At 74.9% G+C, this 12200-nt stretch carries 9 protein-coding genes; 3 read left to right on the forward strand and 6 right to left on the reverse strand.

Annotated features, from left to right (window positions below):
• On the forward strand, positions 1–1078 hold a 1078-nt coding region (locus GPJ59_RS25880), incomplete at its 5' end, for a PQQ-dependent sugar dehydrogenase (protein WP_219670102.1).
• A 527-nt stretch (positions 1079–1605) separates the two neighbouring features.
• On the forward strand, positions 1606–2520 hold the full coding sequence (locus GPJ59_RS25885) for a LysR family transcriptional regulator (protein ID WP_219670103.1): 915 nt from the start codon (positions 1606–1608) through the stop codon (positions 2518–2520).
• Positions 2521–2661: 141 nt separating this feature from the next.
• Here GPJ59_RS25885 and GPJ59_RS25890 read toward each other — a convergent pair whose 3' ends face one another.
• The 6 genes from GPJ59_RS25890 to GPJ59_RS25915 all read right to left on the reverse strand — a co-directional run bounded on the left by GPJ59_RS25890 (position 2662) and on the right by GPJ59_RS25915 (position 11130).
• A complete protein-coding gene (locus GPJ59_RS25890) occupies positions 2662–5697 on the reverse strand; it encodes a helix-turn-helix transcriptional regulator (RefSeq protein WP_219670104.1) in 3036 nt (1011 codons plus the stop codon).
• An 80-nt stretch (positions 5698–5777) separates the two neighbouring features.
• Positions 5778–5942, reverse strand: coding sequence for a hypothetical protein (locus GPJ59_RS25895; RefSeq protein ID WP_219670105.1), 165 nt, complete (start codon positions 5940–5942; stop codon positions 5778–5780).
• Between the two features lie 294 nt (positions 5943–6236).
• Positions 6237–6932: a hypothetical protein gene (locus GPJ59_RS25900; RefSeq protein ID WP_219670106.1), complete on the reverse strand. Its 696-nt coding sequence runs from the start codon at positions 6930–6932 to the stop codon at positions 6237–6239.
• Positions 6933–7523: 591 nt separating this feature from the next.
• A complete protein-coding gene (locus GPJ59_RS25905; protein ID WP_219670107.1) occupies positions 7524–8090 on the reverse strand; it encodes a GNAT family N-acetyltransferase in 567 nt (188 codons plus the stop codon).
• A 30-nt stretch (positions 8091–8120) separates the two neighbouring features.
• Positions 8121–10349: an MMPL family transporter gene (locus GPJ59_RS25910; protein ID WP_219670108.1), complete on the reverse strand. Its 2229-nt coding sequence runs from the start codon at positions 10347–10349 to the stop codon at positions 8121–8123.
• A gap of 304 nt (positions 10350–10653) precedes the next feature.
• The gene (locus tag GPJ59_RS25915) at positions 10654–11130 is read right to left on the reverse strand and encodes a signal peptidase I (protein ID WP_258024915.1); all 477 of its coding nucleotides are present in this window, start codon (positions 11128–11130) and stop codon (positions 10654–10656) included.
• 55 nt (positions 11131–11185) lie between these two features.
• Between GPJ59_RS25915 and GPJ59_RS25920 the strand changes: the two genes are divergently transcribed.
• Positions 11186–11974 (forward strand): GNAT family N-acetyltransferase, encoded by a 789-nt coding sequence (locus GPJ59_RS25920; protein WP_219670109.1) that lies wholly within the window; start codon positions 11186–11188, stop codon positions 11972–11974.
• The last annotated feature ends 226 nt before the right edge of the window (positions 11975–12200 follow it).

Below are 12200 nucleotides of genomic sequence, written 5' to 3' on the forward strand. Positions count from 1 at the left end.
GGCGGGCACGGCGGGCACGGCGCCACCACCGGGCACGGCTGCGCAGAGCCCCACCCCCACCCCAGGGGGTTCGGCGCCGCCGGCCAAGGGGGCGGTGACCGTGTCGGGCGAGGCGGCCCGCGGTCTGGAGTCGCCGTGGGGCCTGGCCCCGCTGCCGGACGGCGACCTGCTGGTCGCCTCCCGGGACCGGGGGACGATCAGCCGGGTCGAGACGCGCACGGGCAAGGTGACACCGATCGGCGAGGTGCCCGGGGTGGCGCCGGGCGGCGAGGGCGGGCTGCTCGGCCTCGCGCTCTCACCGTCGTACGCCTCGGACAAGCTGGTCTACGCGTACTTCACGACGGCCTCCGACAACCGGATCGCCCGGATGCTCTACGACGAGCGCAGAGCGCCCGGACAGCAACTGGGCGCCCCGGACACGGTGGTACGGGGCATCCCGAAGGGCCTGGTGCACAACGGCGGTCGGATCGCCTTCGGCCCGGACAAGATGCTCTACGCGGGGACGGGCGAGACCGGCGACCGCGGCCTGGCCCAGGACAGGAAGTCGCTCGGCGGGAAGATCCTGCGGATGACCCCGGACGGCAAACCCGCCCCGGGCAATCCCGATCCCGGCTCACTCGTGTACTCGTACGGCCACCGCAATGTGCAGGGTCTGGCGTGGGACCGGGACAAGCGGCTGTGGGCGGCGGAGTTCGGACAGAACACCTGGGACGAGCTCAATCTGATCGAGCCCGGCGCCGACTACGGCTGGCCGGAGGCCGAGGGCAGGGCGGGCAGACCCGGATCCAAGGACCCGGTGGCCCAGTGGCGCACGGAGGACGCCTCGCCCAGCGGGATCGCCTGGGCGGAGGGCTCGGTCTGGATGGCGGGCCTGAGAGGCGAGCGCCTGTGGCGCATCCCGCTGGCCGGCGACCGGCCCGTCGCCGAGCCGGAGGCCTTCCTGACCGGCACCTACGGCCGACTGCGGACGGTGGTCGCCCTGGGCGGGGACAAGCTGCTGCTGGTCACGAGCGAGACGGACGGCCGCGGCACCCCACAGGACGGCGACGACCGCATCCTCACACTGACCGTGCGCTGAGGGGCGCCCGGCGCCGGCGGAACCGGGTCCGCCGGCTCGGGGCGGGTGGTCCCGGGTGGGGGCCGGGGGTGGGGGCAGAGGTCGGGGTGAGGGCAGAGGTCGGGGGTGAGGGCGAAGGATCGGGAGTGCAGGCTGAGTTCGGAGGCGACTGCGAACGGTCGGGAGTGCGAGCTGAGTTCGGAGATGACTGCGAACGGTCGGGAGTGCGAGCTGAGTTCGGAGATGACTGCGAACGGTCGGAGGTGCGAGCAGCTGTCGGAGGTGGGGGCGGACGGTCGGGGGTGAGTGCAAGCGGTCGGAAGCGGGGCGCGTAGTCGGAGTCGCGGGCGCGCGGCCGGGTTGGAGTCGGGGGCGCGCGGCCGGGTTGGAGTGGTCGGCACCCGTCCGGTGTTCGCGACCGGCTCCGGATCCGGTCGCGGACACCGGACAGGGTTGCCGCCTGGGCCCGGTGTGATCTTCCCGCCCCGGCGGGGGGCCAGTCAATCCTGGGGTTTTCTTGCCCAAACCCAAGGTCTAGCTTGGGTGATATGACTCTGGACGATCTACGGGTGTTCGTGGCCGTGTGCCGGGCCGGGAGCCTGAGCGGCGTGGCACGGGAGCTGGGCCGTACGCAGTCGGCGGTGAGCCAGCACGTGAAGCGGCTGGAGCGGGAGACGGGGGTGGGGCTGCTGGAGCGCAGGCCGCGCGGCGTGGTGCCGACCGCGGCCGGGCGGATCCTCTACGAGGCCGCCGCCGACGGGATCACCGGGCTGGACCGGGCGCTGCGCCGGCTCGGCGAGCTGGCGGGGGGCGAGGGCGGTTCGGTGCGGGTCGGTACCGGCGGCGCGACCGTCCGGCACTTCATGGCCGAGGCGATCGTCGGGTTCCGGCGGCGCCACCCCGGGGTGAGCCTGGAGTTCCGGACCGAGACCTCCAGCCGCCGCTGCTTCGACGCGCTCCTGGCGAGCACGCTGGACCTGGCGTGGATCACCATCGGCCCTGCGGTTCCCGGCATCGAGCAGCGGCCGGTGGTCGACCTGCCCTGGGTGCTCGCCGTGCGCGCCGACGACCCGCTCGCGGCCCGGTCGGCCATCGACGCCGCCGACCTCACGGACATCCGCCTCGTCCGGCTGCCGCCGAACTCCATCTCCGGTGCCCGGCTGGACGCGGCCTTCACGGAGTTGGGCGTACGGGTGGGTTCGGACACGAGCGTGGCGGACTGGGACACGGCGCTGTTGCTCGCCGAACTCGGCCTCGGGCACACCGTCGTACCCGCCGTACCGGGGCTGCGGGCGCCGGGTGACGGGCCGCTGCGGCTCGTCCCCGTGCCCTCGCTGCCGCCGCTGCCGGTCGGGTGGGCGGTCCGCCGCTGGGACGCGCTCACGCCGCTCGCCCGGGCCTTCGCCGACACGGTCGCCGAGAGCTGCGCTGCCCAGCAGCCCGGCGGCCCCGCCCGCGGCTGACGGGCGGGCGGGCACGGTCCGCCGGCCGGTGGGCAGGTCCAGCAGCCGGTGGGCCGGTCCGCAAGCCAGCGGGCCGGTCCGCTAGCCGGTGGGCTGGTCCGCAAGCCAGCGGGCCGGTCCGCTAGCCGGTGGGCCGGTCCGCTAGCCCGTGGGCTGGTCCGCCGGGGTGAAGAGGCGGAGGCGGTGGGCGAGGGCGGCTGCCTCGCCGCGGCCGGCGACGCCCAGCTTGGCCAGGATGTTCGAGACGTGGACGCTCGCCGTCTTCGGGGAGATGAACAGCTCCTCGGCGATCTGGCGGTTGCTGAGGCCGGCCGCGACCAGCCGCAGCACGTCCCGTTCCCGGCTGGTCAGGCCGAGCGCCTCCACCGGGTCGGTCTCCGCCTCCGCCTCGACCGTCTCGTCGGCGTCGACGAGCGGGAGCCGGGCGCGCTGGGCCAGCAGGGCCAGGTCCTCGCGCAGCCGCCGGGAGCCGAGCCGGTCCGCCGCGGCGTGCGCCTGGCGTACCAGCAGCCCGGCCTGCGCCCGGTCGCCGCCCGCGGCCAGCAGCGCCTCGGCGAGCCGGTGGCGGGCCCTGGCCAGCAGGTACGGCCGCTCCAGCGGGCGGACGGCGGCCTCGACGGACCGCCAGTCGTCGACACCGTCGCGGCCCTCGGCCCGCAGCAGCTCGGCCCGTACGTACTCGGCGTGGGCGGTCCACACCGGGAAGGGCGTGGCGAGGGTCCGGGCGGCGGCGCGGACGGTGTCCAGGGCGGCGGCCCGGCCGGCCTCCGCGGCGGGCAGGCCGACCGCGTCGGCCTCGGCGGACACGGCGGCGAGCAGCAGCGGCCAGGCGTAGCGGTGGTGGCCGAGCGGGAAGCCGTCGGCGACGGCCGCGGCGAGCTCGGAGCGGACGTCGGCGATCCGCCCCTCCCCCGCCGCGACGCCGACGGCGAGGCGGTAGAGGGGTATGCGGTGCTGGGGCTGGGTGTCGTGGGTGCCGAAGTGGGCGTGGGCGGCGGCGAGCTGGTGGGCGGCCTCGGTCAGTTCGCCGCGGGCCAGCGCCAGGTGGGCGAGGCGGGTGGCGGCGGATCCGCGGGGTGCGGCGCTCTGTCCCGCCCGCAGGGTGCGCTCGGCCGCCTCGGCGGCCTCGTCCCACCGCCCGAGGCTGTAGAGGCTCTCGGCCATGTTCCCGCTGATCCAGGACTCCACGTCGAGCAGCCGGGCCTTGCTGACGAGTTGGACGCCGTGTTCGGCCAGCTCCACCGATTCGCGGGAGCGGCCCATGCTCTCCAGCAGGGAGGTGAGGTTGATGTGGGCCCGGCCCGCGATCATCGTGAAGCCGAGTGCGGCGGCGCGGTCCTTGACCTCGTGGAGGGCGGCGAGGCCGCCCGCGGGGTCGCCGGCCTCGGTGAGCAGCGAGCCGACGGTGACCCGGGCGTCGAGTTCGACCTCCTGGGCGCCGACCATGCGCGCGTACTCGACGGCACGCTCGGCGGCGGCGAGGTTGTCGGGGCCGGGGTTGTGGAGCATGCCCCAGCCGGCCACGCGCATCAGCACCTCGGCGTGCACGTGCGACGGGGGCAGGCCGCGGACGAGTTCCTGGGCGACGGCCAGTTCCTCCCAGCCGTCGCCACGGGCGAGGCTGGAGACGAGGCGGGAGCGCTCGGTCCAGAACCAGGCGGCGCGCAGCGGGTCGGGCTCGTCCTCCAGCATCCGCAGGGCCAGCTTGGTGAACTTCAGGGCGCGTTCGCGCTCGCCCCCGAACCGGGCGGCGAGGGTGGCCTCGGCGAGCAGGTCGAGCCGGACCAGCGGGGTGGTCGCCGGGTCGCAGCCGCACGGCGGGTAGACCTCGGTGTAGTCCACGGGGCGCAGCACCTCGCGGACGTCCTGCGGGGCGCTGTCCCACAGGTCCATGGCCCGTTCCAGCAGCCGCAGTTGCTCGGAGTAGGCGTGCCGGCGGCGGGCGGCCACGGAGGCGTCCAGCGCGGCGGGCAGCGCCTTGGCGGGGTCGCCGGCGCAGAACCAGTAGCTGGCGAGCCGGATGACCCGTTCCTCGGCGCGTACGAGGGTGTCGTCGGCCTCCAGGGCCTCGGCGTAGCGCCGGTTGACGCGGGAGCGCTCGCCGGGGAGCAGGTCGTCGCTGACGGCCTCGCGGACCAGGGAGTGCCGGAAGCGGTAACCGTCGCCGTCCGGGGTGGCGAGCAGGATGTTGGCGCCGACGGCGGCGCGCAGCGCCTCGATCAGTTCGTCCTCGGTGAGCCGGGAGACGGCCAGCAGCAGCGGGTACTCGACGGTGGAGCCGCCTTCGGCCACGATCCGTACGACGCGCTGGGCGGCTTCGGGCAGCACCTCGACGCGGACGAGCAGCAGGTCGCGCAGGGACTCGGTGAGGCCGGTGCGGCAGCCGCTCCCCATGCTGGCGACGAGTTCCTCGACGAAGAAGGCGTTGCCGTCGGAGCGTTCGAAGACGGAGTCGACCAGTGCCTCGTCGGGCTGGGTGGCGAGGATGCCGGCGAGCTGGCGGCGGACCTCGGCCCGGTTGAAGCGGGCGAGTTCGATCCGCTGGACGGTGCGCAGCCGGTCGAGTTCGGCGAGGAGGGGGCGCAGCGGGTGGCGCCGGTGGATGTCGTCGGCACGGTAGGTGGCGACGACGACGAGGCTGCCCCGGCCCAGGGTGCGGAAGAGGTACGCGAGGAGGTGCCGGGTGGAGGTGTCCGCCCAGTGCAGGTCCTCCAGGACGAGGACGACCGTCCGGTCGGCGGCGATCCGCTCCAGCAGGCGGGCGGTGAGTTCGAAGAGCCGGGCGGTGCTCTGCTCGTCGTGCGGGCCGCGCGGGGTCTCGCCGAGTTCGGGCAGGATCCGGGCGAGTTCGCCCTCCTGGCCGGCCGCGGCGGCGGCGAGCTCGTCGGGAAGCTGGCGGCGCAGGGAGCGCAGGGCCGTGGAAAAGGGGGCGAAGGGAAGTCCCTCCGCCCCTATCTCCACACAGCCTCCGACGGCCACGACGGCTCCGCGCCGGGTCGCCTCGCAGACGAACTCCTCGGTGAGGCGGGTCTTGCCGACGCCGGCCTCCCCGCCGATGAGCAGGGCCTGCGGCTCGTGGCCGGCGGCGTTGGACAAGGCGTCGGTGAGGACGGCCAGTTCGTCGGCGCGGCCGACGAACACCGGGCTGACAGATCGGGTCTCCACGGGGCCGAGCATCGCACACGGCTCCTGGTGTGCGGCACTCGTCGACAGTGCGCTTCTCATCACGTGTCAGGTCGCGTGAGCCACGACGCCGCTCAGGCGACGCGGCCGAAGAGGCTGCGCAGGTCGATCGTCCTCCCCTCGCCGTCCTTGCCGCGTCCGTGGCGGCGGGCGGCCTCGACCTTGCGCACCATCCGGTAGCTGTCGGCCTCGCGGATGAGGTCGGCGCGGCGGGCGATGGCGATCTCGTACTCGAACATCTCGTTCTCCCTGGGTGGTTTCTCGGGCACCTCGTTCGGTGTGATCCAAGATTCGCGCCCCAGGGGGTACCGGCACATCGGGCGCATGCCGCATGTGTACGGGGCGGGGGTCCTTAGGCGGGCGCGGGGCGTCCTGAGTGTCGGACTAAGGCGGCCCGGGGCGGTACTTAGGGGACGGCGCGGGTGCTTAGGAGAGCCCGCGGGCGCTTAGGAGGCCGCCGGGGGCCGGGGTGGCCCGGGGCGGCGCCCCCCTGCCCGGCGCGGGGGCAGCCGGGGCAGGGGCCTGCGGCGGGCTCAGGCGGCCGTGGGGAGCGGGGTGAGGACGTCGAGGTACATCAGGCCGAAGACCAGCACGCCCAGGGCGCCGAGCGCGACCGCGGCCCAGGCGACTGCCCTGACCCAGGTGGGGTGGACCCGGCCGGGTTCGCCGAAGGCGGGGCGCAGCAGCACGAGGACGGCGAGGAGCAGGGCGAGGGCGGAGAATATCCCGTTGACCAGGGCGGTGAGGTGCCAGGCGTTGCCGTAGAGGGCCTCGATCTTGGCCTCGGTGCTGGTGGCGGTGACCGACTCGATCTGCCCGATGAGGGTCTGGCGCTCGGCGAGGACCCGGGAGACCCAGGTCCCGCTGAGCGCAACCAGGCCGAGCCCGGCGGCGACGACGGCGGAGGCCGCCGAGCGGACGCCGGTGGGCCGCTCCTCCTCTACGAGGTCGAGGTCGGGGCCGAGGTCGTCCGCGCCGTCGGCGCCGTTCGCGCGGTCCGCGCCGTTCGGGCGGTCCGCGGAGTCGGCACCCTCCGGGGCCTCGGTGCCGTCCAGGGCCTCGGCGCCGACCGTGCCCCCGGTCCCCTTCGTACCCTCCAGCTCCTCGGCGGCCTCGCCGGCCCCGGCGGGTCCGGCGGGTCCGGCGGCATCGGCGAGCCGGTCGGCCCGGGCCGGCTCGGCGTCCGGCTCGGCGGGGTTGGCGGGGGCTGCGGTCTTGGTGAGGTCCATGCGGGGCACCGTAGGCGCCCCGCATGAGAGCCGGCTGAGAAGCGCGGCAGGCGGCCGAGGGCGCGGGCCGGCGGCGCGACTGCAGAGTCAACGGCACGGGCGCCCGGACCGGCGGGCACAGGCGCCGGGTGTCAACGCCGGACGCAGCGCCCCAGGCACCGGGCACCGGCACCGGCACCGGCACCGAACGCAGCGACCCGGCGTCAGCCGTGGCAGTGCCGTCAGCGCCAGGCGCCAGCCGTGGCTGTGCCGTCGGCGCCAGGCGCCGGGCACCGAACGCGGCGACCCCGGCGCCGGCCACCGGGCATCAGCCATGGCAGTGACCGTCAGCACCCTGCGCCCGCCGTGGCAGTGCCGTCGGCGCCAGGCGCCGGACACCGAACGCGGCGACCCGGGCGCCGGCCACCGGGTATCAGGCGTGGCAGTGCCCGTGGGCGCAGGGCGCCGGGCAACGAACGCAGCGGCCCGGGCACCGGGTATCAGCCGTGGCAGTGCCCGTCAGCGCAGGGCGCCGGGCGCCGAACGCAGCGACCCGGGCACCGGGCACCGGCACCGAACGCAGCGACCCGGCGTCAGCCGGGGCAGTGCCCGTCAGCGCCGGCGGCAGCCCTGGCCCTGTGCCCGGTAGTCGTCGGCGAGGAGGGCCCAGATCTCGGTGTCCTGGCGGACCCCCCGGTGCAGGTGGTTCTGGCGCATCACGCCCTCGCGGGTCATGCCCAGGCGCTCGGCCACGGCGAGGCTGCGCTTGTTGCCGGAGGCCGCGTGCCATTCCACGCGGTGGATGCCGCGCTCGGTGAAGGCGTAGTCGAGCAGGATCCGGCAGGCCTTGGTGACCAGGCCCTTGCCGACCCCGGCCGGCTCCAGCCAGCAGCCGATCTCGGCGTTGCCGCCGGCCGCGTCGAACGCGGCGAAGAGGACGCCGCCGACCAGCGTGCCGTCGAGGCGGATGCCGTAGAGCCGTACGCCGTCGTCGGCGGCCTTGTGCGCGTTCCCGCCGAGCAGGTTCCGCGCGCCCTCCAGGTCCTTGGAGCGGTCCGGGAAGGGGACGAACTCACCGATGTACTCGCGGCCCCGCTCGATGTGGGCGAAGAACTCCTCGGCGTGCCACACCTCCAGCGGGAAGAGGACGGCGTCGTCGGCCAGGGGTATCGAGAACATGCGTGCGGCTTCCTTCGTACGGTGGCGCGGCTACCGGTGCGCAGCGGCCGCCGGCGCGGGATCGTCCGCGCCCGGCCGCTGTGCGGGAAGTGTCGCACGCGGCAGCTGCTCGGGCGGCTCGATATTGATCCGCGGCAGCCGGCGCTCCAGCCAGGCCGGCAGCCACCAGTTGGCGCCGCCGAGCAGGTGCATGAGGGCCGGGACGAGCAGCGTGCGCAGCACGAAGGCGTCGAGGGCGACGGCCACGGCGAGCGCGATGCCGAAGAGCGCGATGATCCGGTCGCCGCTCAGTACGAAGGCCAGGAAGACCGAGATCATGATCACCGCGGCCGAGTTGATGACCCGGCTGGTCTCGGCGAGGCCGACGCGCACGGCCCGCTGGTTGTCCCCGGTCGCCAGCCACTCCTCGTACATCCGGCTGACCAGGAAGACCTGGTAGTCCATGGACAGCCCGAAGAGGACGGACACCATGATCACGGGCAGGAAGGGTTCGATCGGCCCGGCGCTGCCCAGGCCCATCAGCTCGCTGCCCCAGCCCCACTGGAAGACGGCGACGACGACGCCGAAGGAGGCGGCGACGGCGGCGATGTTCATGGCGGCGGCCTTGAGCGGGACGGCGATCGAGCGGAAGGCGAGCAGCAGCAGCACACCCCCGAGGGCGACGACGACACCGACGAACAGCGGCAGCTTGCCGACGATCACCTCGGCGAAGTCGTCGTAGGCGGCCGTCACCCCGCCGACGTGGACGTCCAGGGTGGTGCCGTGCTCGGCGCGCGGGACGACGTCGTCGCGCAGCCGGTCGACCAGCTCGCTGGTGGCCCGCGACTGCGGGGAGGAGTCGGGTACGACGGCCAGCACGGCGGTGTCCCCGCTGCGGTTGACCAGCGCGGGGCCGACGGCGGCGACGCCCTCGGTCTCCCGCAGGGCCTCGCCGAGCTGGGCCAGCGCGATCCGGTCGCCGGCGCCTTCGAGGCGGGCGACGACGGTGAGCGGGCCGTTCATACCGGGCCCGAAGCCCTCGGCCAGCAGGTCGTAGGCCTTGCGGGTCGTGGAGTGGGCCGGGTTGTTGCCCTGGTCGGAGGTGCCCAGGTGGAGGGAGAGGGCGGGCAGGGCCAGGACCGCCATGACCACGGCGGCGACCGCGCCGAGCAGCTTGGGGTGCCTCTCGACGAACGCGGACCAGCGGGCGGCGAACCCGGTGGGCGCTTCGGGCCGCGGGCCCTCCTCGGCGAGCGTGCGGCGCTCCCGCCGCGACAGCGAGCGCATCCCGATGAAGGACAGCAGGGCGGGCAGCAGGGTCACCGAGGCGAGGACCGTGAGGAGCACGGTGAGGGAGGCCGCCAGGGCCACGCCGTCGAGGAAGTCCAGCCGCAGCACCAGCATGCCGAGCAGGGCCGTGCAGACGGTGGCGCCGGCGAAGACCACGGCCCGGCCGGTGGTGGCGACGGCCTGCTCCGCCGCCTCCGCCACCCCCAGCCCTTGCCTGAGCCCCTTGCGGTGCCGGGTCACGATGAACAGCGCGTAGTCGATGCCGACGCCGAGGCCGACGAGCGTGCCGAGCATCGGCGCGAAGTCGGCCACCGGCATCAGGTGGCCGAGCAGGGTGATGCCGGCGTACGCGGTGCCCACGCTGACCAGGGCGGTCGCCAGCGGCAGCAGGCTCGCCGCGAGCGAGCCGAACGCCAGGAACAGCACCACCCCGGCCACGGCCACCCCGATGACCTCGGCGAGGTGCGCGCCGGGCGCCTCGGTGAGGCCGACGGCGCGGCCGCCGAGCTCGACCTGGAGGCCGTCCCGCTCGGTGTCCGGGTTCTTGGCCGCGTCCACGACCGCGCTCGCCTGGGCCTTGGGCACGGCGTCGGCCAGCTTGTCGAAGGTGACGACGGCGTACGCGGTGCGCCCGTCGGCGCTGATCTGTACGGCGCCCTCGGGCGTGTACGGGCCGGCCACGGACGCCACGCCGGGCAGCTGGGCGATGGCGCCCAGGGCGCGGCTCATGCGCTGTTCGACGTCCGGGGTGCGTGCGTTCTGGTGCTCGGGCGTGCGCCACACCACGGTGTCGGTGTCACCGTCGAGGCCCTGGAAGCCCTCGCGCAGCAGCGCGGCGGCCTTGGCGGACCGGGTGCCGGGGACGTCGTAGTCGTTGGAGAAGGCGGGGCCGGCGGTGGCAGCCGCGGCAGCGGTCGCGCCGAGGGCGAGGAGCCAGATCAGGACGGCGACGAGGCGGTGCCGCATGCACCACCGTGCGATTGCTGCCAACGGACGAGCTCTCCCTGGTTCGGATCTTCACCGGGGTACGACGCTCGCCCGACACGAAGAACACATGAACGCGACCCGGGCGCGCGCCCGAGGGGGTCTCCCTGGGTGGTTCCGGGCCGTCCGGCCTTCCGGCCTTGCGGCCATTCCGCGACACGATCGCAGCATTTCGTGATCGTTGGTCCGTTTCGTGTGCATCGTCACAGGGGGGATGCCTCACAGCGGCGCCGCCGAACGCGCCGCCGGGCGGGCCGTCGCCGCGTTACCGGCCGGGCCATCGCCGCGTTACCGGCCGAGGGCGGGCGGTCTACTCGCCCGAGGTGTCCTGCTCGACCTTGTACCCGGGTACGGAGGGCCAGCGGACGGTGAGGACCACGGCGTCCTCCTCGGCCTCCCAGCTGTGGTCCACGCCCCGGCCCCAGACGACGTAGTCGCCCTGCTCGGCGAGGACGACGTCCCGGCCGGGGAACTCCATCCGGAACCGCCCGCTGATCAGCACGAGCAGCGCGGTGCGGTCCTCGCCGCGCACCCACTGCGCGCGCCGTTCGCCGCGCGGGTGGACGCCCCACTTGATCTCGACGTCCTTGCTGTGCCGGGGGTCCTCGGGGTCCTTGAAGTGCCCGAGCAGCCAGCCGCGGTCAAGGGCGGCGTCGGCCGCGGCCTTGCCGACGTGGACGCCGGCGGTGACGCCGGCAGTGCTGGCGGCGGGGGCAGGGCCAGCGGCCAGGGCAAGGTCGGCGCCGGTGGCCGCGGTGGACGTTCCGGACATCAGGTGATCACTCATACACCGGCAGGCTAACGCACTTGCCGCCCCGGCCTTCACCTGATGATCTTGGAGGATGACCGATGAAACGCATGTGCGCGACCTGTACGACGCCGAAGCGCGGCGCAACGCCGTGACCGACCGGCCGGGGGCCCGGGTTGAGCGGACCGACACCGTCGTACGGCACGTGTGCCCCGCCCCGGGCTGGAACGGCATCCTCTGGTCGGACCTGCGGGAGGACACGGCGGACGCGGAGATCGCGGCGCAGGTGGAGTACTTCGCGCAGAGCGGGGCGCGCGAGTTCGAGTGGAAGCTGTACGCGCACGACCGCCCGGCCGACCTCGGTGCCCGGCTGAGCGCGGCAGGCCTGGTCCCGGAGCCCCTGGAGACCCTGATGGCGGCCCCGGCCGCGGCGATCGCGGCCGAGCCGGCCCCGCCGGAGGGGGTGCGCCTGGTCGAGGTGACGGACGAGGCGGGCGTGGACCTGATGATGGAGGCGCGCCGCCTGGCCTTCGGCTCGGGCAGCCCCATGGTCCGCCACCACCTGCTGTCCCGCCTGACCGAGGCGCCGGACACGATGGTGGCGGTGGTGGCGATGGCCGGCGACCGCCCCGTGAGCGCGGCCCGCATGGAGATCCGCCCGGGCGGCTCCTTCGCCGGCCTGTGGGGCGGCGGCACGGCCCCGGAGTGGCGCGGCAAGGGCATCTACCGCGCGCTGGTGGCCCACCGCGCGAACGAGGCCGTCCGCCGCGGCGTCCCCTACCTCCAGGTGGACGCCTCGTCGGAGAGCCGCCCGATCCTGGAACGCCTCGGCTTCAGCGTCCTGGGCGAGACGACCCCGTACATCTGGACGTCACCGTCCTGACGGGACGCACTGCCCGGGCGGCGGCCCTACGACGGCCGCCCCCGGGCGGCGGGCCTACGTCGGCCCGGTTGCCCTGGGCCTACGGCGGCACCCCACCGGGCCCCGCCCGACTGGCCGCGGGTGCCGGCCGACTGGCTGCAGGCCACCGGCCGGTACGGGTGCCCGGCCGGTACGGGTGCCCGGCCGCGCCCAGTCGGGAGCTGCGCACCCACGCCCGGTCAGGAGC

The sequence above is a fragment of the Streptomyces bambusae genome, from assembly GCF_019400985.1.
GTDB classification, from domain to species: Bacteria; Actinomycetota; Actinomycetes; order Streptomycetales; family Streptomycetaceae; genus Streptomyces; species Streptomyces bambusae_A.